The following is a 24,587-nucleotide window of genomic DNA, read 5'->3' on the forward strand; positions in this document are numbered from 1 at the left end:
ATACCCCGATATCTTCTTCCTGTGCGCCAGCCCTTCCTTGCGCATCACCAGCACGGCCTCATTTCTTGGGTGCCCCTTTTCCCATAGCCCAGCGTTCTTGTGAGTGTCCCGTCCTGAATATGGTTTACACCTTTTCCCCCAATAAATGGAGAGCCCGATGGGACAAGGTGTGAAACGGACACAGCGCGATTACTCGCTGACTTTTAAATTGACGCTGGTCGAGTAGATTGAAAAAGGCGAGCTCACCTACAAACAGGCTCAGGCTCGTTATGGCATTCAGGGCAACTCGACCATTCTGGTATGGTTGCGTAAACATGGTCGGTAAGATTGGAGCCAGGGGGCTTCTGTACGAGCCAGCAGGAGTATCACCATGCCTGACCCCGACAACCAGACGCCTGAACAGCGTATCAAAGAGCTCGAGCAGCCGCTGGCCCTGATGAGCCAGAAGGTCGAGTTCTTTGAGGCCGTCGTCGATGTACTCAAAAACGACTACGGCGTCTCCAGCGTAAAAAAGCGACCCGGCAAGTCCTCTCGCAGCGGCAAGTCCAGAGGCTGACCATCGTCAGGGCTTGCCAGTTTCTGGGGATAAGCCGTCAGGCTTACTACAAGCGCAATCGGGTTGCCGACCAGCGTCACGCACAGGGACTGCAGGTGGTGCGCTTTGTGCGCAAGGTTCGGCTGCGCCAGCCACGGGTGGGTACCCGCAAGCTGCATTATCTGCTTCAGGGTCAGGATGATGGCAGACTCAAGGTAGGGCGGGACAGGCTGTTTCAGATATTGGCCGAGCACCGTCTGCTGGTGCAGCCCCGGCGGGCGTATCACAAGACCACCCACAGTTTTCACCGTTTCTACCGTCATCCCAACTTGCTCAAGGCCGGGTCGGAGCGGAGGCACCGGAGCAAGTGTGGGTCGCCGACATGACCTATTTGCCAGCCAGGAGCGGCCCGCTGTACCTGAGCCTGGTGACGGATGCTTACTCACGCAAGATAGTGGGTCATCACGTGCACGAAGGGATGCATGCCGAGTCGGTGGCGATGGCGTTTAAGAAAGCGCTGAAACAGCGACATGGTAACGGAGAGCTTATCCATCACTCGGACCGTGGCGTGCAGTATTGCTCGGGCTTGTATCAGGCGCTGCATGAGCGGCATGGGGTCCGCTGCTCGATGACGGATGGCTATGACTGTTACCAGAATGCGTTAGCAGAGCGGGTGAACGGGATTTTGAAAGGAGAGTTACTGCAGTAAAGCCCGCAGGACCTGGCACAAGCGCGGGAGATGGTGCGTGAAGCAGTGGATATCTACAACCTGGAGCGACCACATCAGGCGTTGAAATACAAAACCCCCGATGCGGTACATCGGGGGTTCTGAGTGACGTTAGGCTAGTTGAGAATGTGTAAACCTATTTCAGGACTAGACACATTCTAGGTTGTCTGTCCCTTTATCCACACTTAGCTTTGGTCAGTTAAAATTTGATTAAAAAGTTCCCCTTGTTGTTGTTTCATCAGTCCAGGAAAAAGGGGGAGGGTAACTGCACCAGCGTAAAACTGATCGGCATGAGATTGTGGTATGGCGTGACATGTTTGATGCCAAGGTTGCTTGTAGATTGGCATATAGTGCACGTTGGCACCGATGCCATGTTCACGCAGTTTCTGGAAAATGTCGCGGCGCTGTTCGGGTGTAACATGGTGTACATACAGGTGAAATGCACTGCGCCGCTCAGTACTAAAATAACGGGGCAAGCGTTCAGGGGACAATGTTTCGAAGTAACGACGGGCAATCTCGCCACGTTTGGCTATCCAGTTCTCCAGATTCTCCATCTGGCTCAACCCCAACGCGGCCTGGATATCGGTCATCCGGTAGTTGAAACCCAGCATCTGCTGCTCGTAGTACCAAGGGCCGTCCGGTTCGTTGATAAAGTCTTCCGGTTCCCGGGTGATGCCGTGGCTGCGCAGCAGGCGCATGGTCTTGGCAAGTGCTGGGTCGTTGGTCATCGCCATGCCCCCTTCGCCGGTGGTGATGATCTTTACCGGATGAAAGCTGAAGACGGTGATGTCGCTGTAGCGGCCGTTGCCGGTGGGTTCACCGTGATAGCGGGCACCGAGGGCGTGGCAGGCGTCTTCGATGATGCGAAAGCCATACTCTTGCCCCAGGCGATGGAGCTCCTGCATATCGCAGGGTAGGCCCGCGAAGTGTACCGGGATCACTACCTTGGGCAGCTTTCCTTCCCGTTTCGCAATAACCAGTTTTCGTTCCAACTCTACTGCACACATATTGCCGGTATCTGGCTCAATATCGACAAAATCGACTTGTGCACCGCAATAGAGAGCACAGTTTGCGGAAGCCACAAAGCTGATAGGGGATGTCCAGACCCAATCCCCTGGGCCGACGCCTAGCGCCAGACAGGCGATATGGAGTGCTGCTGTGCCCGAATTGACCGCCACCCCAAATTGCGCGCCACAATAATCAGCAACCGCTTGCTCGAATCGAGGTACCACAGGCCCTTGGGTCAAAAAATCGGATTTGAGTACTTCCACTACAGCATCGATATCTGCCTGGCTGATAGATTGACGGCCATACGGGATCATTCCGACACCCCTTTCTCATTCATTTTCTGCAGTTGTTCTATGGTGAAAAAATCAGGGTTGCTTCGGGAGTTGTATTCAAATCCTTGCTCCACCATCTTCCCTTTCTCGCCCGCGGCCGTCTTGGAAAAATCGTTGTTACGATTATTGAAGTTAATGGTCGGGCCGATCACAAAGAACTCATCGAATTCGAAAGTGTGATAGGAGTCATCGGCAGGACACATCACTTCATGGAGTTTTTCTCCCGGGCGGATACCGATGAGCTTGTGTGGCAGATGCGGTGCCATTGCACTGGCGAGATCCGTAATTCGGACGGATGGCAATTTGGGAACAAAAATCTCCCCCCCTTTCATGCGGCCGAAATTATCCAACACGAAATCTACCCCTTGCTGCAAGGTGATCCAGAAGCGAGTCATCTCTTCATGGGTGATAGGTAACGCATCTGCGCCCTGGTCAATCAGCTTTTGGAAGAAGGGGACAACGGAGCCACGGGAGCCGACTACGTTGCCGTAACGGACCACGGCAAAGCGGGTGGGATCTTGACCGGCAATGTTATTGGCCGCGACGAACAGTTTGTCTGATGCCAGCTTGGTGGCGCCGTAGAGGTTGATTGGGTTCGCGGCTTTGTCGGTAGAGAGGGCAATGACCTTTTTGACTTGATTGAGCAATGCTGCCTGGATGACGTTCTCGGCACCATGGATATTGGTTTTGATGCACTCCATCGGATTGTATTCAGCGGCTGGCACTTGTTTGAGTGCCGCAGCATGCACCACATAATCCACACCACGCATCGCCATGGTGAGCCGATTGGCATCTCTTACATCACCAATGAAGTAGCGCATGCAGGGGTCATTGAATTCTTGCTGCATCTCGAACTGTTTCAGTTCGTCTCGAGAGTAGATGATGAGCCGCTTCGGTTTATAACGTTCCAGTACTGTTTTGACCAGTCGTTGGCCAAACGAGCCGGTGCCACCTGTGATCAGTAGCGTTTTATCGTTGAACATTGTGGGCATCTCGTCATAAAAACAGTAGATGAATCATATGCTAGCAAATAAAGCGCCAGCTTTTTGCGCAAAGAGTGTGATCCATTCATAAAAACAGTTTTAAAGCTGGATTACCAGCCCCTGCTGATTTGAAATGGTCAGGATGAGGCCGATTGTTCTCGGCGTTTTATGGCGCGGCATACCTGCTCCACCGCATTGAGCGCTCTCGGGGTGAAACGAAGTAGCTCATCCGGGTTGACGAGCATCAGTTGGTGCTGTTTTACCGCATCAAGACTTGGCCACTGCTGCCAATGGCTCAGGGCGTCAGGATCTTGACTCCCGGCCAGGATGAGTGCCGGGTTGGCCCTGATGACCTGTTCTATGTTCACTTGAGGGTAGGGCGTTCTGGCGCTGGCCATGATGTTGATCCCCCCGCAGAGTTCGATGGCCTGAGCGGCCCAGGCATTGCCGCTGACACTGGTGAGTGGTGGGTTCCAGAGTTGATAGAACACCTTGATGCCGCTTGGCTGGCCATAACGCTGCTGCAGGTCATGCAAGCGTATCAGATAGCGATCGGCGGCCTCGTTGGCGCTCTTCTCTACGCCAAGCACTTTGCCCAGCGCCCGCATTTCGCTAGCCAGCGAGGCAAAATTGGTGGGCTCTGAGTAGAAAACCGGGATCCCGAGTTGCTCCAGCGGTGCCAGCATCCGTGACTGCGCCGAGCGCCAGCCCAAAATCAGATCAGGCTTTTGTGCCAGCAGTGCCTCGATATTAATGCTGCGATAATTCGCCACTTTGGGCTTGGTCTTCACTTCGACGGGATAGTCAGAGGCATCGTCGATAGCCACCAGTTTGTCACCGGCGCCGATCTCGTAGAGCAGTTCGGTAAGATGGGGGATCACACTTATCACCCGAGCCGGTGGTGCTGCCTGCAGAGTACAGGGGAGCCAGATCAGCAGCAGTAGCCATTTAGCCATGCAGCTGCTCCATAAGTGTGATGATCAGCGCCAGCATCAGCCAACCCCAGCCACACCCTTGCAAAATGTTGAGCACCTTGCGTGAAGTCTCGTTATTTGGCTCATCACCACTGCCGATGACTGGCCAGCGCTGGAGGGACCCCTGATAGTAGCGAGGGCCACCAAGACGGATCCGGCACTTATCGGCGAGCAGCGTGAGTAGCATTCCCATTGCGGGATAGGGCCAGAGCACACCGTTTCGCAACAACGGTATTGCCTGCTTGAGGCGGCTTACCAGTAGTGGCAACCCCAGCAGCAAAATAACGGGGGCATTGAGCCCCTGATAGAGGGCGCTGGCGGCGCGACCAAAGTGGTCGAAGACAGGATTTTTGCGACTCCAGCTCTGGTTCATCAGTTGCACCAGCCGCCAGAGCAGGGCGCCTTGTACGCCTGCGAGAGCAAAGCCCAGCAGCGGGCCCGCCCACTGGCCGACCAGACGCAGGGCGCAGCTCTCAGTCACCGCCTTGGCGAGCCCCATGGCCGAGAGTTTGCCGGTCTCCCGCTTGAGCCAAGGGGCAGACTGCAATCGGGCCAGCGGCAGAGTCTCCTGCGTGGCGAGCGTTTTGATGGTGCTCGCCAGCTCGCGTAGCGGGCGCGACTCGAGCATCAGCAGCAGGAACAGCATATCGAAGAGCGGCTCGCTCAAGGCCAGATTGCGCAGCGACCAGAGTCCGGCTGCGCAGGGAACCCAGACCACCAGCATTGCCAACATGCCAGCTTGCAGTTGCTGGCGTGGTGTACCATCGGCTCGGTGCACCTTGTGACCCAGCCGGGTCAGTAGGGGGGTGATGGCCGACAGCCGCAGATGGGATGGCCACGGGATCACCGCCTCCAGCAGGGCTGCCCCCACCAGAATGACCGCCGTCGTCGAGAGGAGGACGTCGGCCATCAAATCAAGCGAGCCGGTCTCGATCACAGCTTGCCGAGCATCTTGATGATCACTTCGGCGGAGTGCTTGCCCGCTACCTCGATAAAGGCATCGAAGGATTCAACCTGTTCCTTGCCAGCGATGTCGGACATGGCGCGTACCACCAGATAGGGCACTTTGAACATGTGGCACACCTGACCGATAGCGGCACCTTCCATCTCGACTGCCAGCATTTGCGGGAAGTCGGCGCGAGCCTTGGCGATGGCGTCCGGTTTGCACATGAACTGATCGCCAGTGCAGATAAGGCCGACCCTGGTCTGGTGCTTGCCCTGCTCGGCGATGCAATCCTGAGCAACCGCGATGAGCTTCTCGTCGCAGGGGAAGGCGGCAGGTTGCTGCGCCATCTGACCCATTTCGTAACCAAAGGCGGTCACGTCGACATCGTGGAAGCGCATCTCGCTGGCGATCACCACGTCACCGATGTGCAGGTCCTGGGCAAAGCCGCCCGCTGAGCCGGTATTGATGACGCAGTCGGGGGCGAATTTTTCCAGCAACAGGCTGGTTGCCACGCTGGCGGCGACTTTACCGATGCCGGAGCGGGTCAGGATCACCTCTTTGCCTGCCAGCATTCCCTGATAGAACTCGCAGCCGCCCAGTTGCAGGGTGGTGGGGTTGCTCATCTGGCTGCGCAGCAGGGCTACTTCTTGCTCCATGGCGCCGATAATACCTACTTTCATTGCTGACCTCGTCTTGCTAGCCGTGTGGCTGAATTTAAGTTGCTGTAGATCATAACAAAAGATGGCGTCGGCGCCGAGAGGCACAAGCGAAAGGGGGAGATGAAATGCGGCGCTCCATATGGGAGCGCCGCTAGAGATTACAAAGCAAGGGCAAGAAGGGGGGAGGTGCTTTTAGCCGAGGGCGGTATCCAGAGTCATCATCAGGGCAAAGCCTGCCATCAGGCCAAGGGTGGCATAGGTCTGATGACCGTTGCGGTGGGTCTCCGGGATCACCTCGTGCGAGACCACAAACAGCATGGCACCGGCGGCGAGTCCAAGTCCTATCGGGTAGGCGATGGCCATCCCGCTGGAGAGGCCGACCCCGAGCAGGGCGCCAACCGGTTCGAGCAGACCGCTTGCGATGGCAACCAGCACCGCCACCGAGGGGCGAAAACCGGCGGCGCACATGGCCAGCGCCACTGCCAGTCCTTCAGGGATATCTTGCAGTGCGATGGCGGTGGTAAGCGGCAGCCCCACCGACATATCCCCCTGCGAGAAGCTCACCCCGATGGCCATCCCTTCTGGCAGGTTGTGCAGGGCGATAGCAAAGACGAACAACCAGACCCGGGAGCACTGCTCGTGGCCGGGGCCGCAGGGGCCGGTCTTGTCGTGCTCGTGCGGGGTGAATTGATCCAGCCCCAGCATCAACAGTACCCCGAGGGTCATGCCGACCACCACCACGGCGGCGGCGCTAAAGCCGTTGCCGGTGATCCCTTCGGCGGCTTCCAGCCCAGGCAGCAGCAGGGAAAAGGCACTGGCTGCCAGCATCATGCCGGCGGCAAAGCCCAGCATGGTGTCCTCCACCTTTTGCGGTACCGAGCGCAGGAACAGGGCGGGCAGGGCGCCGATGGCGGTGGCGGCAAAGCCGGCGGCCCCCCCGATCAGGCCGTAGCGCACGCCGCTGGTCACTTCGCCGGTCGCCAGCATGATCAGGCTCTGCAGCAACATGAGCAACACCGCGACCAGCGCGATAAAGAGGCCGAGTGCAGTGAGTGGGCGGCTCTGCATCTGGCTGCGCAGTTGCTGTGCCCAGGATAACGGGGGGAGGGCAGAGATATGGTCCATGGCATGACCTCGGGGTGTGCAAAGTGGATGGAGGCATTACATCGGCTTGGCAGCCCCTTGTCCATGCCCGCAAGGCGATTGCGGTTATCGGAAAGGCGGGGAAGACGTTTATCCAAGCAATATGGGGAGTCTGACCGGTAGCCAAAGGCCGGCTGCGAGAGGGTGTGTCTGAAAATGGTTGAACTGGGTGTTGAGTGGCAAGTGGGGATGCATCGCCATGCTTTTAAACAGGGTGCAGATGTCTGTCTTGATGTTCGGATGACAGAAACAAAAAAACCGGCTGGCGCCGGTTTTTTTATTTTGGTGAATGCTGGGAAGCTGGCTTATTTGGCCAGAGATTCCGGCAGCTCTTCACGGATCTTGCCGAGCATCTCTTTCAGAACGCGCGGGTTGGCAACCACGATGTTGCCGGAGTTTTCGTAGTTGTGACCACCTACGAAATCGGTGACGATGGCGCCAGCTTCTTTGGCCAGCAGTTCACCGGCAGCGGTGTCCCACGGCTTCAGGCCGATTTCCCAGAAACCGTCGACGCGACCGGCAGCCACATAGGCCAGATCCAGCGCGGCAGAGCCGGAGCGACGGATGTCGGCACATTCGATGAACATGCTCTGGAACATCTTCAGGTACGGCTCGATGTGGTGCTTCTGCTTGAACGGGAAGCCGGTTGCCAGCACGGTGCCTGCCAGCTCTTTGGCTTTGCCGACACGGATGCGGTAGCCGTTCAGCTGGGCGCCGCTACCACGGGTAGCAGTAAACAGCTCGTCACGGATGGGATCGTAAACAACGGCTTGTTCGGTTTTGCCTTTCACGCGCAGGGCGACGGAAACGGCAAAGTGCGGAATGCCTTTGACAAGGTTGGTTGTGCCATCCAGCGGGTCAATGATCCATTGGTAGTCCGGATTGGTACCGGCAATCTCACCAGACTCTTCAGCAACAATGCTGTGTTCCGGGTAAGATTTTTTGATGGTGTGAATGATGGCCGCTTCGGCTTCACGGTCAACGTTGGTCACGAAGTCATTGCTGCCTTTTTGGATAGCCTCAATGTTCTCGGGCTGGGAGAAGGCTTTTACTACAACTTGACCGGCGTTGCGCGCAGCGCGCACGGCGATATTCAGCATCGGATGCATAGGTTCACCACTGGATGTTAAAGAACGGGGGATAAAAGGACGCGGTATGATACCAGTATTTTATGCGATGGCAACTGTTATCCCTCTACGACCAATTGATTAAGATTGCTTGATTTGACGGCTCCAATATAGACCAGATCTGCGCTAGTCTTATTCCAGCAGCCGGATACAGGCTGTCATGAGCATAGGGATATGAGCCATGAATTTGTCATTAGTGAGTCAAAACGTATCAGCTGCCAGCGAGGGATTGCTGGCCATTTTGCGGTCATCACCCGAGTATGGTGATCACTTTGCCCATATCGCCGTGACCCCTCTTGCCCAGTGGCAACCGGCCAAGACGGAGGCGGCGATCCTGTTGATCGACAGCGACACTCCCTGGCAGGATGCCGGATTTACCCGAGGGGAGGACGAGGCGATTGGATTGCCGGTCTTGCCTCTGCTGATCCGCAAGGGGGACAAGGAGCTGACGGTCTGCGGGCCGGATGTGCGTGACCCCCGTTTCTATTTTGTCTCCAATGGTATCGTGCTGGATGAGTCTGATCTGGCCGAGCCCGCCTGCAGCCAGGTGCTGCTGCGCAAGCTGGAGTCCTATTTCCCGCTGCTCTCTCGTCTGATCCTGCTGCGCCAGCGCAAGCCGGTCGCCATGCTTAACTAGTACTCACTCTTGTCTGAGCGCACCAGCGGCGCACCGCGTTCCCTCTTAGGTTCGCGGTGCGCCGCTTTTTAATGGTCGGGCACCGGCCATTTGTTGCAAGATGAGGTGGCTGTGGTGTTGTATGTTGCTCACACCGAGCCATCAGACTATGACCAACAAGGAGTGAATCATGATCGACTTTTATACTGCCGCGACCCCCAACGGTTTCAAGGTGGCGATTGCGCTCGAGGAGCTGGGGTTGCCTTATCGGGTCATCCCCCTCGATTTGTCGGCGCTGGAGCAGAAGAAGCCCGAATTTCTGGCAATCAATCCCAATGGCCGCATTCCGGCGATCGTCGATCGGGACAATGACGATTTCGCCGTGTTTGAGTCGGGCGCCATCCTCATCTATCTGGCGGAGAAAGCAGGCCGGTTGCTGCCTGCAGATCCCAAGCGTCGCTCTCAGGCCATCCAGTGGCTGATGTTCCAGATGGGTGGCGTGGGCCCCATGATGGGGCAGGCCAATGTCTTCTACCGCTACTTCCCCGAGAAGATCCCCGCGGCCATCGAACGTTACCAGAAAGAGGGGCGCCGTCTGTTCGAGGTGCTCGACAGCCATCTGGCCCACCATGAATATCTGGCGGATGAGTACAGCATCGCCGATATAGCTACCTGGCCCTGGGTGCGCATTTATGACTGGAGCGGAATCTCCATCGAAGGACTGCCTCATTTGCAGCGTTGGATGGATCAGCTGGCAGCACGTCCCGCTTGCCAGAAAGGGATCACCATACCGCCGCGCAAGGAGCAGCCGGATGAGCTGATCAAGCAGGCACAGCAGATGGTAACACGTTGATTATCAACAACTGACGGGGTGAAAAACCCCGTAATATTAGAAAAACTAAGGCAAGCCGATTATAAAGATTCGTTCGTTTTTTGTGAGCTGAATCACTATGATGCCCACATACCACCAAGCGTCCTGTGCGGTGGTTTGGCGGGTTCCCCGCCTACTGTTTCCAACACTGTTTTTTGATTGCATCACAGCTTCTGTGATCAGATTCCTCTGGACCATTTTGAGCCGGAGGGGTGGCCGCATTTTTTCGATTTTTTGGGACTGATATGGATCGGCACAGTTTTTATCCGTTGTTTTTATTGACCATTTTGATGGTCGCTGTGGGCCAGATGACCCAGACCCTTTATGTTCCCTCCATTCCTATGATGGCGGGAGATTTCAATGTGGCCTCGGGCCAGTTGCAGGCGGTGATGGCCTGTTACCTGATCCCCTATGGCCTCTCCCAGTTTGTCTACGGACCGCTGTCGGATCGCATCGGTCGTCGTCCGGTGCTGATCGTCGGCATGATGGTGTTTCTGGTGGGGACCCTGATCATCCAGCTCATTCCGCACTTCACCGCACTGCTGGTGGGTAGCTTTGTCCAAGGGTTGGGGACCGGTTCCGGTGGTGCCATGAGCCGTACCGTGATGCGCGATCGCTATAACGGCGCCGAGCTCAACCGTGCCAACAGTCTGGTGAGCATGGGGGTGATCTTCTCCCCGCTGCTGGCGCCGGTGCTGGGTGGCTGGTTGACCGAGCTGTTCAACTGGCGTGCCGGTTACTGGTTCCTGTTCGGTTTTGGCGCCGTAGCGACCCTGGCGATCATGGCCTGGTTTGGTGAAACCCTGCCTGCTGCTGCCCGCCAGCCGCTGCGCGTGGGCGCTGCCTATCGCCATGTGCTGGGCAACTCCAAGTTTCAGGGCAACCTGCTCTGCCTGATGGCGACCTTTGCGGGACTGGCGGTATTTGAAGCGGCGGCCGGGGTGCTGCTGGGCGATGTGCTCAAGCTCAGTGCCCGTACCGTGAGCGTGCTGTTTGTGTTGCCACTGCCTGGCTATCTGTTCGGTGCCTGGCTCTCTGCCAAGCTGAGTTTCCGTCTGAGCCAGGGCAAGCTGATGCGACTTGGTATCGTCTTCCTGGCGCTCGGTTCTCTGATCATTCTGGTGCCGGGGCTGTTCGGCGTGGTGAGTGCTGCCTCGCTGGTAGGTGGCGCCGCGGTTTACTTCATCGGTAGCGGCATCCTCTATCCGACCGCCACGTCCTGTGCCATCGAGCCCTTCCCGGGCCAGGCGGGGACTGCCGGTGCCATTCTTGGCGGTATGCAGAATCTGGGGGCGGGTGTGGTGACCTTGCTGGCCGCCGGTTTTCCGATGACTGGCCAAGTGACCCTGGGGGCCATCATGACGCTGATGGTGCTGATCGTGGCGCTGAGCTTTGTCTGGCTGCGCCACCACGGTTCCCCCCACGAGCAGATGGCCATCTAACTCTGTGGTCTATCCTGCAAAAAACGCAGCCCGCCTTTTGGCGGGCTTCGTCGTTATGGTTGCTGGTTGGTGGAGGCTTCCTCCGCCACCAGATCGAGAAAGGCTCGCATGGCGGGGGTGATACTCTGCTGGCGAGTCAGAAAGACGGTGGTTCCTGCATCGAACGGCTCGAGGGGCTGGCAGACGAGATCGGAGAGCTGGCTGGCGGAGCTGGCGAGCCCGGCACTGACGATGGCCCAGCCCAGCTGGTGGCGCACCGCACTCACCAGATGGAACAGGGAGTCGGTTTCCAGCACTACGTTGAGCGAGATCCCCGCCCGCTCGGCGGCAAGATCCAGATAGTTGCGAAATTGCATGGTACGGCTCGGCAATACCAGCGGCTGTTGTTGCAGGTTGGCGAGGGTCATGGGGATATCGGAGGGAATAGGTGTTGCTGCGCTGCGGTGCATCAGCACGGCCATCCGGTTGTGCCCCTGCGGATAGACATGAAAGGTGCGTTTGTCGGGCTCGCCGGAGGGGATATCAAACCCCAGCCCGATATCGCACTGATGCAGCGCCAGCTGTGACAGCAGGGCCTCGTTGCTCAGCACCGACAGACGGATGACGATATCGGGGTAGCGCTGCTTGCAGCGGGCGATCAACGGCATGATGTCGATATTGGATTGCGGCACTATGCCGATGCGCAAGGTGCCTGAGAGCTCGCCATGAAACAGCGCCAGCTCCTGCTTGAGCGCCTCCTGCTCCAGCAGCATCCGCTCGGCATACTGGCGCACCAGCTCCCCCGCCTCGGTCAGGGCGACAAACTGGCTGGTGCGCAGCACCAGATCGGTGCCGAGGTTTTTCTCCAGCGCCGTGATGCTGGCTGACAGGGTGGGTTGGGTGATATGGCAGGCTTTGGCCGCCTTGGCAAAATGCTGATGTTTGGCCAGTTCGTGAAAGTAGTGCAGCTGCTTGATGTTCATGACGGTGTTGCGAAGCGTCAGGCGGGGTGGTGGTTAAAATTAATCAATTAAAAATTGACCGTCAATAGAGTGATTCTATTAAGAGATAGATTTAATTCATTGGTTTTGCGTCGCTTGGCTCTTTAAACTTGAATGCAGATTGCATTTTTAGGCCAACCTTCCATGCCTGCAGCCAGCCCTGCCGTTATCCACCACGCCTTGCCCTCGCTGGGTCATCGGGTGGAGGAGGTGACAGTTTCCATCAATATCAATGGCACCAACCATGCGGTGATGATGGCGACCCCGCATGATCTCGATGATTTTGCCGTTGGATTTCTGTTCTGCGAGTCGATCATCGGGCACAACTACGATGTGCACGATATCCGGATATCCCCCGCTGAACATGGCTTGGTGCTGGATGTTAACATCGCCAACCGTTGTCTGGCATCGCCCAACCAGCTGGCGGTCAGGCTGGCCCTCAAATACAACCTCAACGTTGTTCATATTCCCAAGTTTGATGCACCGGTCAGCTACTCCAGCTATCGCCCGGCGGATCCTATCGGAGAGTGTCATGAGTCATATTGAAAAGCCTGCCAAAGCAGGCGGTTTTTCGTCCCTGCAATCCACCATGAAGCAGGTGTTGCGTAGCCAGAAGACCCGCCAGAACATCAAGAATCTGCTGCGGGTCAACCAGACCGATGGCTTCGATTGCCCGGGTTGCGCCTGGGGTGACAATGATCACGGCGCCTTCCAGTTCTGCGAAAACGGCGCCAAGGCGGTGGCATGGGAGTCGACCGGCAAGATGGTGGGCGCCGATTTCTTTGCGGCTCACTCGGTGCGCCAGCTGGCCAACCAGAGCGACTACTGGCTGGAGTATCAGGGACGCCTGACTGAGCCGATGCGCTACAACCCGGTGACCGATCACTATGAGCCGGTAAGTTGGGACGACGCTTTTTCGCTGATCGCCGACACCCTCAAGGGACTTGATAGCCCCGATGAGGTGGAGTTCTACACCTCGGGGCGCGCCAGCAACGAGGCTTCTTATCTTTATCAGCTGTTTGGTCGCCTGTTTGGCACCAACAATTTCCCCGACTGCTCCAACATGTGCCATGAGGCGAGCGGGGTAGCGCTGATCCAGTCGGTCGGCATTGGCAAGGGGACTGTGGTGCTGGATGACTTCGACAAGGCCGATGCTGTGTTCGTCTATGGCCAGAACCCGGGTACCAATCATCCGCGGATGATGAATGCCCTGCGTCAGGCGGCGCGCGGCGGCTGCAAGATTGTCAGCTTCAACAACTTGAAAGAGGTGGCGCTGGAGCGCTTCGCCAGCCCGCAGAGTCCGCTTGAGCTGCTGACCCCGGCGGCCACCACCATCAGCCATCAATACCTGACGCCAAAACTGGGTGGCGACATGGCCGCCATGCGCGGTATGGCCAAGTACATGCTGGAAGAGGCGCCAGAGGTGGTGGATCGCGACTTCATCGCCCGCCATACCCGCCACTTTGCCGAGTACGAGGCGCAGGTACGCGCCACCGGCTGGGCCGAGATCGAGCGACAATCCGGTTTGACCCGCGCCGACATCGTGCAGGCCGCCCGGGTATTTGCCGCCAGCCAGCGCATCATCAGTTGCTGGGCCATGGGGGTGACCCAGCATCTGCACTCGGTCGATACCATCCGTGAAATCGTCAACCTGCACCTGATGCGTGGCCAGATTGGCAAGCCGGGGGCGGGACTCTGTCCGGTACGGGGCCACAGCAACGTGCAGGGCAACCGCACCATGGGGATCAACGAAAAGCCCACTGCCGCCTTTATCGACCGGCTCGAACGTCACCTGCAGGTAAGCCTGCCACGGGCTCGTGGCCACAATGTTTACGAAGCGCTCAAGGCGCTGGACGAGGGCAAGAGCAAGGTGCTCATCTGCCTGGGTGGCAACCTGGCGGCAGCGGCGCCCGATACCGACTTCACCTACGGGGCGATGAAAAAGGCCGAGCTCAACGTGCAGATCAGCACCAAGCTTAACCGCAGCCATCTGCAGGTGGGCAAGGCGGCGCTGATCCTGCCCTGTCTCGGTCGCACCGAGCTCGATATCCAGCGCACCGGCAGCCAGAAGATCACGGTGGAGGACACCTTCAGCATGGTGCATGCCTCGACCGGCGCGGCCGAGCCGGTGTCGCCGCTCTGCCTCTCCGAGACTGATATTGTGGCACGGATGGCTCATGCTACCGTGGGCAGCGAGCGGGTCGACTGGCTCGCTCTGCGCGATGACTACGCGCTTATCCGCAATCTCATCGAGCAGACCATCGCTGGTTTCACCGATTTTAACGCCCGCATCCAGCAGCCGTGCGGTTTTCATCTCGATAACTCCGCGGCGCTGCTGACCTGGAATACTGCCAGCGGCCAGGCCGAGTTTCGCGCCAGTACCCTGCCGCACTCGGTGCTGCCGGAGTGTACCCGCCATGCCGAGCAGATGAGCAATCAGCCGGTGTTGTTGCTGCAGAGCCTGCGCTCTCACGATCAGTACAACACCACTATCTACGGCATGGACGATCGCTATCGCGGCATCAAGGGCCAGCGTATGGTGGTCTTCATGAACGAAGCAGATGCCCGTCGCCTCGGTTTTGCCGAAGGGGACAAGGTCGATATGGCTGCCATCTGCAACGACGGTCGCGAGCGTATCGTGACCGGCTTTAGCGTGGTGATTTATGACATTCCGCAGGGCAACATCGCGGCTTATTATCCCGAGACCAACCCGCTGGTGCCCATCGACAGTATCGGGGCCGGGTCGTTTACCCCCACCTCCAAGTCGATCCCGGTGCTGGTGACCGCAACCCGTCAGCAGGCACATCTGCTGCTGGTCAAATAAGCAGGTAACACGCGGCTGGCTGCATTTATGCGGTCAGTCCTGTGAGAGCCTTGATGCCTCGGGTGAGCTTTTCATCCGGGGCATTTTTTCAGGTCTGCAAGGGACAGGGGAGCGGCTGGCGTGATCATCAGACAAAGAAAAAGCCCGTCACGCAGGTGACGGGCTTTTGCTGTTGGTACCCCGAGATGCCGTTGCCGGTTTGGGCCCTTGAACCGTAGGTTCAAGGCGGGAATCGAATCTGACCGCAGGCTTCTCGGTCGTGCCGAGCATGCGCAATAGCCAGAAGGCCGATCCCCTGTTGGGTATGATTATCGGCTCGGGGACTTGAACCGGCTGACAAACATCCCAGGGAATTTTAAAACGGTTTGCGATTAGGGCTGTTGCCCCTCTTCGCTGGAATCACCATATTGTCCGTGCTCGATCAGGGCCGCTTCGATGGTGCGCTGCAGCATCTTGATCCGCTTGTCCATAGTCTCAGAGTATTGGTGGTTCTTCTCTTTTTCAAGGCAGAGCTCATGACAGAAATTGAGCGCTGCCATGATCGCCAATTGCTCGTTGCTGGAGACTTTGGAGCGTTGACGCAGGTCGATCAACTTGTCGGTCAGCTGCTCGGCGGCCTGGCGCAGGGCATCCTGCTGTCCCAAAGGACAGGATACCTTGTAGGGACGTCCCAAAATGACGATTTCTACGGCCTCTGTGCTCATGCCTTCCTCAATACGGCGGAGCTGATTTCCGCCTTTATCCACGTGGACAACTGGGCGGGACTATATAGCGCAGATGCATAAGTTTCAAGGCCTTGCTGGCTCTGGAAGAGGGAGAATGCTAGGATCCTGACCATTAATTCTGCAAATTTGACTGAACTTTGAGCGGATCCTCGATGAGCAAAACGAACCCCCTTAAATATGCGGCAGTGGCCGACATCATGGAACAGCATGAGCTGATGGCCAGCGCAGTAGAGGCCCATGGTGTGATCTGCGGTCTGGTGTGCGGTGGCGTAGCACTGGATGAGAAGAGCTGGCTGCCCCATTTCAACGATCTGGTGAACGACGGTTTCGGCCTGCCGGCCCCGGTGCGCCAGGTGATGACCGATCTTTATCACAATGTGGTCGAGAGCCTGATGGCCCAGAAGGGCGTCGAGCTGTTGCTGCCAAGCGATGATGCTCCCCTTGATGAGCGCATCGATTCGCTGGTGGACTGGTCACAGGCGTTTCTGGCCGGTTTCGGCGTGGTGCAGCAGGAGCTCTCTCGTGCGTCGGAAGAGCTGCAGGAGATGATCCAGGATATCGCCAGCATCACTCAGGTCTCTGCCGAGTTCGATCAGGAAGATGACGAGAACGAAGCCTCCTTCCTGGTGCTCTACGAACACGTCAAACTGGGGGTCATGATGGCCTTCGAAGAGTTTGGCAAGCGCCCCGATACCCCGAGCGCGCCGCCGACCCTTCACTGACGAGGTGGCCGCTGTGGCCATAACTGATCTGCAAGAGCGCCTGATGGCGCTCTTTTTTATGCTCTTGTTGTGGCTAACCCTGTGAGGCGCAACCGGTTTTTTGCCGCTGACCTCGCATGCTGCCAGCGGCTTTGTGGTAGCATGAGGCCACCATTTTCCCTTATTCCTCTCTGCTTATGTCTCAATCTGATGTGCGACCGGTCGATGTCATCCTGGTCGGCGGTGGAATGAGTGGCGCCGTGCTGGCGCTCTCGCTGGCGGCCCTGCTTCGATCCGATGGCTCCCCCCTCGAGATCCTGCTGCTGGAGGCGAGCGTCCCCGAACAGCACACCCATACAGGATTTGACGCCCGCGCCATTGCGCTCTCGGCCGGTACTTGTGATGCGCTGTTGCGGCGCGGACTCTGGCCGCTGTTTGCCCCCCATTGCGCCCCCATTACCCATATTCATGTCTCGGATCGGGGCCACTGCGGTCAGGCTCGCCTGTCGGCCGCCGAATACGGTCTGCCTGCGCTGGGTCAGGTGATTGAGCTTGCTGCCATCGGTCGCGAGCTGCAACAGGCGATGGCGGCCGCCACCAATATTCGGGTCTGTTGTCCGGCCCGGGTGCGCGAGATAGAACCGGATGAGGAGAAGGTGACCCTCACCCTCGAGGGTGGTGAACAGATTGAGACCCGCTTGCTGGTGGCGGCCGACGGGGGCAATTCGTTTGTGCGGCAGCACTTCAAGTTGCCGGTGACCCGCCATGACTTTGAGCAGCACGCCATCATTGCCACCGTCAAAACGGCGCAAGACCCAGAAGGACGAGCCTTCGAGCGCTTTACCGAAGGGGGGCCGCTGGCGCTGCTGCCGATGCAGGAAGGGCTCTCCTCGCTGGTGTGGAGTGTCGGGCAGCATGAGGTGGATGAGCTGATGGCCCTCGATGAGGCGGCGTTTCTTGCCCGTCTGCAGCAGGCCTTTGGCTGGCGGCTCGGCCGCTTCGAGCGATGCGGCGTGCGTAACGTCTATCCGCTGATCCTGACCGCCTGCGACTACCCGCTGGCCCAGCGTACCGTGCTGGTGGGCAATGCCGCCCACGCCCTGCACCCCATCGCCGGGCAGGGCTTCAACCTCGGCATGCGGGATCTCGACCTGCTCACCGGGGCGGTGGCCAAGGCGCTGGCAGAGGGGGAGGATATCGGCAGCTTCAAGGTGCTGAGTGGCTACTGGCAGCAGCGCCAGCGCGATCAGGCGCAGACCGTCTGGCTTACCTCCTCGCTGGCCCAGCTCTTTTCCAATGGTCACGATCCGCTGGTGGCGGGGCGCAATCTGGCACTCACCCTGATGGGGCGGCTCCCGTGCCTCAAGGCGCCGCTCGCCTCGCGCACTCTGGGCTTTGTCGCCGATGTGTGCGGCAACTAGCCAGCGTTTGTTGAGCGGGATCTGTTGACCGCCATTCGTTGCTCAAAACGTGTTGAACAAAGAGGCGATGCCCGCGGGCGTCCCCTCGCTGGCCAGCCGGTCAGCCCTGAAAGGATGAGATGATGCAGATGCAAAATGTGGATGTGGTGATTGTCGGTGGCGGCATGGTGGGGCTGGGGCTCGCTGCGGCCCTTAAACATAGCGCCCTCAAGGTGCTGGTGGTCGAGGGGCAATTGCCCGATCCGCAGCTGGGGGAGGTGGCCGACAACCGGGTCAGCGCCCTGAGCCTGGCCAGCCAGCAGATCCTGCGCCATGTTGGCGCCTGGGAGGGTATTGCAGCGCGCCGCCTGCAGCCCTACGACAAGATGGCTGTGTGGGAGCTGGATAGCTTCGGCCATATCGACTTCGATGCCGCCAGCCTGCGTCAGGCCAACCTCGGCCATATCGTCGAGAATCGGGTGATCCAGCTGGCGCTGCTCGACGCGATTGAGGGTGCCAGCAATATCCAGTTGCTGACCCCCGCCAGAGCCAAGAGTCTGCAGAGCGGCCCGGCGGGCGCCTTGCTGCTCCTTGAAGATGGTCAGGCCATCTCGGCCAAGCTGGTGGTGGCTGCCGATGGCGCCCACTCCTGGGTGCGCCGTCAGGCCGATATTCCGCTCACCAGCTGGGATTACGGTCACCACGCATTGGTGGCGACGGTGCGCTGTGCCGAGCCCCACGAGGCGGTGGCACGTCAGATCTTCACCCCGGATGGCCCGCTCGCCTTTTTGCCGCTGTGGCAAGAGAACCTCTGCTCCATCGTCTGGTCGCTGCCCGCTGCCCGCGCTGAGGCGCTCTGTGCTTGCGATGACGAGCAGTTCAATCGCCAGCTCACCGCCGCCTTCGATGTTCGGCTCGGTCTGTGCAAGGTGGAAGGGGCGCGCAGCGCCATTCCGCTCACCGCCCGCTATGCCCGCGACTTTGCCCGTGAGCGGCTGGTGCTGGTGGGAGATGCTGCCCATACCATCCACCCGTTGGCGGGGCAGGGGGTCAACCTCGGCCTGCTGGATGCCGCCGCGCTGGCCGAGCAGATTTTGCAGAATCATGCCGCGGGTGAGGATATCGGCCTGCTTGCCAACCTGCGCAGCTACGAGCGCTGGCGCAAGAGCGAAGCGGCCCGCATGCTGGCGGCAATGGAGGGGCTCAAGCGGCTGTTCAGCGGTGCCAACCCGCTCAAGAAGCTGGTACGGGGCGTGGGATTGCGGGCGGCCAACCTGCTGACCCCATTCAAGGAGGGGGTGATCCGCGCCGCCATGGGGCTGGAGGGTGAGTTGCCCGCGCTGGCCCGTCCTGACTGGGCTGTTGCGGCGACCAAGGGCAGTGCCACTCAGGCCAAGGGTGAAAAAAACTAATATTACTCGCTGTTTTTGGTAACAAAAGTAATCCGACAAGGCTGATGACCCGTTTTGGGTGTCAGCCTTTAATTTTGTTCTGGAGCGAAACGTTTTTCCGCAAATTGTGACGAAACGGTAAAAATCAACATTTAATCTCGCTTTGGTTGGCTTATGGCTGTTTTTATCACTGCATTTATCTTAGTGTCTGGAGTCAGTTTTACGGGAGGGGATTAGTTTTTTTTGAGCGGCGTGCTCGCCTGCTTGTCATATAATCCGCTCCGTTCAAGGAATCCCTCTTGCCTGGCAAGGGCAGGAGCGAGCACACACTCTGGGATCCGGTCGCTTTTTGCTGCGCGCAGTGCAGTCAGAGCGGTGGCGCGGGTCGCAAGGGTGGTCGCTAAAGCGAAAAGGCTTTTTGCTAAGGAAAGAATGCGATGATCCAGACTACTGTACTGCATCCCAAACACCTGGAAGCTGGCGCCAAGATGGTGGACTTCCACGGTTGGGAAATGCCCATCAACTACGGTTCCCAGCTGGAAGAGCACCACGCGGTGCGCAGCGATGCCGGTATGTTCGATGTCTCCCACATGACCATCGTCGATTTGACCGGCGAACGGGTCAACGCCTTTCTGCAACACCTGCTGGCCAACGACGTGGCCAAACTCACCGTTTCCGGCAAGGCCCTCTATAGCGGTATGCTCAACCCGGAAGGCGGCGTGATCGATGACCTCATCACCTATTACCTGACCGATACCTTCTATCGGCTGGTGGTCAACTCTGCCACTCGCGAGAAGGATCTGGCCTGGATCCGCCATCACGCCATCGATTTCGATGTCACCGTCACCGAGCGTCCGGAGCTGGCGATGATCGCGGTGCAGGGCCCCAACGCCAAGATCAAGGCAGCCGCCGTGCTGAGCGCGGCCCAGCGCACTGCCGTGGTGGGGATGAAGCCTTTCTTCGGCGTGCAGGCTGGCGATCTCTTTATCGCCACCACCGGCTACACCGGCGAGGATGGTTATGAAATCGTGGTGCCGCAAGAGAAAGCCTGCGATCTGTGGCAGGCGTTGCTGGACAACGGTGTGGCCCCCTGTGGTCTCGGTGCCCGCGATACTCTGCGCCTCGAAGCGGGGATGAACCTCTACGGTCAGGACATGGACGAGTCAGTCTCTCCGCTCGCCGCCAATATGGCCTGGACCATCGCCTGGGAGCCTGCCGCTCGCAACTTCATCGGCCGCGCTGTGCTGGAAGCACAGAAAGCAGCGGGCAATCAGCCCAAGCTGGTGGGTCTGGTGATGGAAGAGAGAGGGGTGCTGCGTGCCGGTATGCCGGTCACTTTCACTGCGGCAAACGGTGAGAAGCGGGAAGGTGTGATCACCTCCGGCTCTTTCTCTCCCACTCTGGGGTACAGTATTGCCCTGGCGCGGGTGCCCCGTGATATCGGTGAACTGGCCGAGGTGGAGATCCGCAAGAAGCTGGTCACCGTGAAAGTCACCAAGCCCGCTTTCGTCCGTAACGGCCAGAAGCTGGTTTAAGAGAATGTAGGGGAGGGCCGCGCCCTCCCTGCTGGTTTTCATATTCGTTTTTAAACGCGACTCAAAGATCAAAGGAAGCACAAATGAGCCATATCCCGAGCGAACTGAAATATGCCACTTCCCACGAGTGGATCCGTGTTGAAGCCAACGGCGAGGCCGTGGTCGGTATCACCGAGCACGCCCAGGAGCTGCTGGGTGACATGGTGTTTGTCGAGCTGCCGGAAGTGGGCAAGCAGGTCAGTGCCGGTGATGACTGCGCCGTGGCCGAGTCGGTCAAGGCGGCCTCCGACATCTACAGCCCGGTGAGCGGCGAGATCATTGCCGTCAACGAAGAGCTGGAAGGGAGCCCCGAGCTGGTCAACTCCGATCCTTACAGCGCTGGCTGGCTGTTCCGCATCAAGCTTGATGACGAGAGCGAGCTGGCCAACCTGCTGGATGCCGAAGGCTACCAGAACGTGGTGGACGAAGAGTAATACCCCGGGCCCTGCACCAACGTGCGGGGCCCTTTTGTATGACCGCCAGCCGGGCAAGTGCCAGCCGGTGGAAGGGTGAAATTGCCCGCGCCTGCCGTTTGCCTGCCTGGTCTTGCCAGGGGTAAGCGGGCCGGTACGCAACAAGGCGATCCCCTGTCGATGCTGCCGCAGCATCCGGTGCCGCGCCCTGTCTGCGGGACCCAGAACATGAGTGGAGTCGGTATCAGCCGACGATCAGGAACATCAGGTCTTGGTTATCAGGATTTCATACCAGGGCTTATTTAGCAGGAAATAGGGAAATGACCCAGTCACTGTTTGAACTCGAACAAAAAACCGATTTTGTCCGCCGCCATATCGGCCCGGGTGAGGAAGAGCTGCGCCAGCTGCTGGCGACCGTCGGGGCCGAAAGTCTGGACGATCTGATTGCCCAGACCGTGCCCGCCGCCATTCGCCTGCCGGGCCCGCTGGGGATCGGTGCGGGCATGACCGAAGTGGAGGCTCTGGCCAAGCTCAGGGGCTACGCCGCTCAGAACAAGATTGCCAAGAGCTATATCGGCATGGGTTATCACGATACCCATGTGCCCCACGTCATTTTGCGCAACGTGCTGGAAAACCCGGGTTGGTATACCGCCTACACCCCGTACCAGCCCGAGCTGGCGCAGGGCCGTCTCGAAGCCCTGCTCAACTTCCAGCAGCTGACGCTGGATCTCACCGGCATGGATCTGGCCAGTGCCTCCCTGCTGGATGAAGCGACCGCCGCCGCCGAGGCGATGGCGCTGGCCAAACGGATGGCCAAGTCCAAATCCAACCTTTTCTTCGTGGCCGATGATGTGCACCCGCAGGTGATTGACGTGGTCAAGGAGCGCGCAGTTCACTTTGGTTTCGACGTGGCGGTTGGCGCCGCGAGCGATGCGGTGAGCGAAGAGGTGTTCGGTGCCCTGTTCCAGTACCCCACCACCACAGGTGAGGTGAAAGATCTGCGTGCCCTGATTGCCGCCGTACAGGCCCAGAAAGGGCTGGCCTGCGTCAGCGCCGACCTGCTCTCGCTGATGCTGCTCAAATCCCCTGGCGAGCTGGGGGCCGACGTGGTGCTGGGCTCGGCCCAGCGCTTCGGCGTGCCCATGGGCTACGGTGGTCCCCATGCCGCTTTCTTTGCCACCCGCGATGCCTATAAGCGCTCCATGCCGGGCCGCATCATCGGTGTCTCCAAGGATGCCCGCGGCAAGGCCGCGCTGCGCATGGCGATGCAGACCCGCGAGCAGCATATCCGCCGTGAGAAGGCCAACTCTAACATCTGTACCGCTCAGGTGCTGCTAGCCAACATGGCGAGCTTCTACGCCGTTTACCACGGCCCGGTAGGACTGAAAACCATCGCCTCCCGCGTGCACCGTCTCACCACCATTCTGGCGCTCGGCCTCAAGGCTAAGGGCGTGGCCCTCAAGCACGCCAGCTGGTTCGATACCCTGACCGTGCAAACTGCTGACAAGGCGGCGCTGATTGCCAAAGCCGAAGGGCTCGGCATCAACCTGCGCGCCGATTTGGATGGCGCGGTAGGGGTGTCGCTCTCTGAAACCACCACCCGCGCTGATGTGGCCGAGCTGTTTGATCTCTTCCTCGGTCAAGGCCATGGACTGGATATCGAGGCACTCGACAAGGCGGCGCAGGCCCATCACGCCATCCCGCAGGATCTGCTGCGCACCGACGCCGTGCTGACCCACGAGGTGTTCAACAAGTACCACTCCGAAACCGAGATGCTGCGCTACATACACCGTCTCGAAGCCAAAGATCTGGCGCTCAACTACGCCATGATCTCCTTGGGCTCCTGCACCATGAAGCTCAATGCCACCGCCGAGATGATCCCGGTGACCTGGCCCGAGTTCGGCAAGTTGCACCCGTTTGCCCCGCTGGCCCAGGCCAAGGGCTATCAGCTGCTGCTGGCCGACCTTGAGAACTGGCTGGTAAAAGTGACCGGTTACGATGCGGTCTGCATGCAGCCCAACTCCGGGGCGCAGGGCGAGTACGCTGGTCTCTTGGCCATCAAGAAGTACCACGAATCCCGCGGTGAGGGGCATCGCGATATCTGCCTCATTCCGGCTTCTGCTCACGGCACCAACCCGGCCTCCGCCCAGATGGCGGGGCTCAAGGTGATCGTCACCGCCTGTGACAAGTCCGGCAACGTGGATCTCGAGGACCTGCGCGCCAAGGCCGCCGAGGCGGGGGATCAGCTCTCCTGTCTGATGGTGACCTACCCCTCCACCCACGGGGTGTATGAGGAGACCATCAAGGAGGTGTGCGACATCGTTCACCAGCACGGTGGTCAGGTCTATCTGGACGGCGCCAACATGAACGCCCAAGTGGGCCTCACATCACCGGGCTTTATCGGGGCGGACGTTTCCCACCTCAACCTGCACAAAACCTTCGCCATTCCTCACGGCGGTGGCGGCCCGGGCATGGGCCCCATCGGCGTGAAGAAGCATCTGGCGCCGTTCGTGGCCGGTCATGCCGTGGTCAAGACTGACAAGGAGAGCCGCAACAACGGCGCCGTGTCGGCCGCACCGTTCGGCTCGGCCAGCATCCTGCCCATCAGTTGGATGTATATCGCCATGCTGGGTGACGAGGGGCTGAAGAAATCCACTCAGGTGGCCATCCTCAACGCCAACTATCTGGCCAAGAAGCTCGGTGACTCCTTCCCGGTGCTCTACTCCGGTCGTAACGGTCGGGTGGCCCACGAGTGCATCCTGGATATCCGCCCGCTCAAAGAGGCGTCCGGCATCAGCGAGATGGATGTGGCCAAGCGCCTGATGGACTACGGCTTCCACGCGCCGACCATGAGCTTCCCGGTAGCGGGCACCCTGATGGTCGAACCGACCGAATCGGAATCCAAGCGTGAGCTGGATCGCTTCGTCGAGGCGATGACTTCCATCCGCGCCGAGATTGCCAAGGTGCAGGAGGGGCAGTGGAGCCTCACCGACAACCCGCTGGTGCATGCGCCGCACACTCAGGATGATGTGATGGATGCAGAGTGGTCCCGTGGCTACAGCCGTGCCGAAGCGGTCTTCCCATCCGAGGCTGTGCGCGCCGCCAAACTGTGGCCGTCGGTCAACCGCATCGATGACGTCTACGGCGATCGCAACCTGTTCTGCGCTTGTATCCCGACTGAGGATTACGCCAAGTAAACAGCTGGATGTTGAATCC

General features: G+C 59.0%; 21 protein-coding genes, 1 other RNA gene and 2 pseudogenes. 12 read left to right on the top strand and 12 right to left on the bottom strand.

Annotated features, from left to right (window positions below):
• Positions 1-99 (bottom strand): annotated as a pseudogene (locus ACE1BR_RS20590) (IS5/IS1182 family transposase); the annotation flags it as partial.
• Between the two features lie 58 nt (positions 100-157).
• Between ACE1BR_RS20590 and ACE1BR_RS20595 the strand changes: the two are divergent.
• A pseudogene (locus ACE1BR_RS20595) lies at positions 158-1,367 on the top strand (IS3 family transposase).
• A gap of 80 nt (positions 1,368-1,447) precedes the next feature.
• On the opposite strand, the gene pseC reads toward ACE1BR_RS20595, so the two are convergent.
• The 7 genes from pseC to suhB form a co-directional block, all read right to left on the bottom strand.
• Positions 1,448-2,584 (bottom strand): UDP-4-amino-4,6-dideoxy-N-acetyl-beta-L-altrosamine transaminase, encoded by a 1,137-nt coding sequence (gene pseC / locus ACE1BR_RS20600; RefSeq protein ID WP_374873577.1) that lies wholly within the window; start codon positions 2,582-2,584, stop codon positions 1,448-1,450.
• A complete protein-coding gene (pseB, locus tag ACE1BR_RS20605; protein WP_374873579.1) occupies positions 2,581-3,585 on the bottom strand; it encodes a UDP-N-acetylglucosamine 4,6-dehydratase (inverting) in 1,005 nt (334 codons plus the stop codon). Before pseB ends, pseC begins: the two co-directional genes overlap by 4 nt.
• A gap of 137 nt (positions 3,586-3,722) precedes the next feature.
• Positions 3,723-4,541, bottom strand: coding sequence for a cobalamin-binding protein (locus tag ACE1BR_RS20610; RefSeq protein ID WP_374873581.1), 819 nt, complete (start codon positions 4,539-4,541; stop codon positions 3,723-3,725).
• The gene (locus ACE1BR_RS20615; RefSeq protein WP_374873583.1) at positions 4,534-5,496 is read right to left on the bottom strand and encodes a cobalamin biosynthesis protein; all 963 of its coding nucleotides are present in this window, start codon (positions 5,494-5,496) and stop codon (positions 4,534-4,536) included. The genes ACE1BR_RS20610 and ACE1BR_RS20615 overlap by 8 nt, the downstream gene beginning before the upstream one ends.
• The gene (gene mtnN, locus ACE1BR_RS20620) at positions 5,493-6,185 is read right to left on the bottom strand and encodes a 5'-methylthioadenosine/S-adenosylhomocysteine nucleosidase (RefSeq protein ID WP_374873585.1); all 693 of its coding nucleotides are present in this window, start codon (positions 6,183-6,185) and stop codon (positions 5,493-5,495) included. Before mtnN ends, ACE1BR_RS20615 begins: the two co-directional genes overlap by 4 nt.
• A gap of 171 nt (positions 6,186-6,356) precedes the next feature.
• Positions 6,357-7,289, bottom strand: a complete 933-nt coding sequence (locus tag ACE1BR_RS20625) for a ZIP family metal transporter (protein ID WP_374873587.1) — start codon at positions 7,287-7,289, stop codon at positions 6,357-6,359.
• 323 nt (positions 7,290-7,612) lie between these two features.
• Positions 7,613-8,416, bottom strand: a complete 804-nt coding sequence (gene suhB, locus ACE1BR_RS20630) for an inositol-1-monophosphatase (protein ID WP_374873589.1) — start codon at positions 8,414-8,416, stop codon at positions 7,613-7,615.
• A 199-nt stretch (positions 8,417-8,615) separates the two neighbouring features.
• Here suhB and ACE1BR_RS20635 point away from each other — a divergent pair, with 199 nt between their 5' ends.
• The 3 genes from ACE1BR_RS20635 to emrD all read left to right on the top strand — a co-directional run bounded on the left by ACE1BR_RS20635 (position 8,616) and on the right by emrD (position 11,363).
• Complete coding sequence (locus ACE1BR_RS20635; protein ID WP_374873591.1) at positions 8,616-9,071, top strand: hypothetical protein; 456 nt, start codon at positions 8,616-8,618, stop codon at positions 9,069-9,071.
• Positions 9,072-9,240: 169 nt separating this feature from the next.
• Positions 9,241-9,903 (top strand): glutathione S-transferase family protein, encoded by a 663-nt coding sequence (locus tag ACE1BR_RS20640; RefSeq protein ID WP_374873593.1) that lies wholly within the window; start codon positions 9,241-9,243, stop codon positions 9,901-9,903.
• Positions 9,904-10,166: 263 nt separating this feature from the next.
• Positions 10,167-11,363: a multidrug efflux MFS transporter EmrD gene (gene emrD / locus ACE1BR_RS20645; protein ID WP_374873597.1), complete on the top strand. Its 1,197-nt coding sequence runs from the start codon at positions 10,167-10,169 to the stop codon at positions 11,361-11,363.
• A gap of 53 nt (positions 11,364-11,416) precedes the next feature.
• On the opposite strand, the gene ACE1BR_RS20650 is transcribed toward emrD, so the two are convergent.
• Positions 11,417-12,325, bottom strand: coding sequence for a LysR family transcriptional regulator (locus tag ACE1BR_RS20650; RefSeq protein ID WP_374873599.1), 909 nt, complete (start codon positions 12,323-12,325; stop codon positions 11,417-11,419).
• Positions 12,326-12,487: 162 nt separating this feature from the next.
• On the opposite strand from ACE1BR_RS20650, the gene ACE1BR_RS20655 reads away from it, so the two are divergent.
• Both ACE1BR_RS20655 and ACE1BR_RS20660 read left to right on the top strand, forming a co-directional pair.
• Entirely contained in the window at positions 12,488-12,889 is a 402-nt protein-coding gene (locus ACE1BR_RS20655; protein ID WP_374873601.1) for a formate dehydrogenase accessory sulfurtransferase FdhD, read from the top strand.
• Complete coding sequence (locus ACE1BR_RS20660; protein ID WP_374873603.1) at positions 12,876-15,167, top strand: FdhF/YdeP family oxidoreductase; 2,292 nt, start codon at positions 12,876-12,878, stop codon at positions 15,165-15,167. The genes ACE1BR_RS20655 and ACE1BR_RS20660 overlap by 14 nt, the downstream gene beginning before the upstream one ends.
• Before the next feature lie 173 nt (positions 15,168-15,340).
• On the opposite strand, the gene ssrS is transcribed toward ACE1BR_RS20660, so the two are convergent.
• Both ssrS and zapA read right to left on the bottom strand, forming a co-directional pair.
• A non-coding RNA gene (gene ssrS, locus ACE1BR_RS20665) (6S RNA) lies at positions 15,341-15,522 on the bottom strand.
• Between the two features lie 16 nt (positions 15,523-15,538).
• Complete coding sequence (gene zapA / locus ACE1BR_RS20670; protein WP_005333910.1) at positions 15,539-15,871, bottom strand: cell division protein ZapA; 333 nt, start codon at positions 15,869-15,871, stop codon at positions 15,539-15,541.
• A 173-nt stretch (positions 15,872-16,044) separates the two neighbouring features.
• On the opposite strand from zapA, the gene ACE1BR_RS20675 reads away from it, so the two are divergent.
• From ACE1BR_RS20675 to ACE1BR_RS20685, 3 genes are all read left to right on the top strand, one after another.
• On the top strand, positions 16,045-16,614 hold the full coding sequence (locus ACE1BR_RS20675) for a UPF0149 family protein (RefSeq protein WP_374814656.1): 570 nt from the start codon (positions 16,045-16,047) through the stop codon (positions 16,612-16,614).
• A 176-nt stretch (positions 16,615-16,790) separates the two neighbouring features.
• Positions 16,791-18,014: a 2-octaprenyl-6-methoxyphenyl hydroxylase gene (ubiH, locus tag ACE1BR_RS20680; protein ID WP_374873605.1), complete on the top strand. Its 1,224-nt coding sequence runs from the start codon at positions 16,791-16,793 to the stop codon at positions 18,012-18,014.
• 122 nt (positions 18,015-18,136) lie between these two features.
• Positions 18,137-19,405 (top strand): FAD-dependent 2-octaprenylphenol hydroxylase, encoded by a 1,269-nt coding sequence (locus tag ACE1BR_RS20685; protein WP_374873607.1) that lies wholly within the window; start codon positions 18,137-18,139, stop codon positions 19,403-19,405.
• 212 nt (positions 19,406-19,617) lie between these two features.
• On the opposite strand, the gene ACE1BR_RS20690 is transcribed toward ACE1BR_RS20685, so the two are convergent.
• Complete coding sequence (locus ACE1BR_RS20690; protein ID WP_374873609.1) at positions 19,618-19,845, bottom strand: hypothetical protein; 228 nt, start codon at positions 19,843-19,845, stop codon at positions 19,618-19,620.
• Between ACE1BR_RS20690 and gcvT the strand changes: the two genes are divergently transcribed.
• From gcvT to gcvP, 3 genes are all read left to right on the top strand, one after another.
• Positions 19,822-20,919 (top strand): glycine cleavage system aminomethyltransferase GcvT, encoded by a 1,098-nt coding sequence (gene gcvT / locus ACE1BR_RS20695; protein WP_374873611.1) that lies wholly within the window; start codon positions 19,822-19,824, stop codon positions 20,917-20,919. The two genes, ACE1BR_RS20690 and gcvT, sit on opposite strands and share 24 nt — an antisense overlap.
• An 83-nt stretch (positions 20,920-21,002) precedes the next feature.
• Positions 21,003-21,392 (top strand): glycine cleavage system protein GcvH, encoded by a 390-nt coding sequence (gcvH, locus tag ACE1BR_RS20700; RefSeq protein WP_005333898.1) that lies wholly within the window; start codon positions 21,003-21,005, stop codon positions 21,390-21,392.
• 299 nt (positions 21,393-21,691) lie between these two features.
• Positions 21,692-24,568 carry an aminomethyl-transferring glycine dehydrogenase gene (gene gcvP, locus ACE1BR_RS20705; RefSeq protein WP_374873613.1) on the top strand — a complete coding sequence of 959 codons (2,877 nt, stop codon included), beginning with the start codon at positions 21,692-21,694 and terminating at the stop codon, positions 24,566-24,568.
• Positions 24,569-24,587 lie beyond the last annotated feature (19 nt).

The sequence above is a fragment of the Aeromonas sp. MdU4 genome (assembly GCF_041929505.1).
Classification (GTDB): domain Bacteria; phylum Pseudomonadota; class Gammaproteobacteria; order Enterobacterales; family Aeromonadaceae; genus Aeromonas.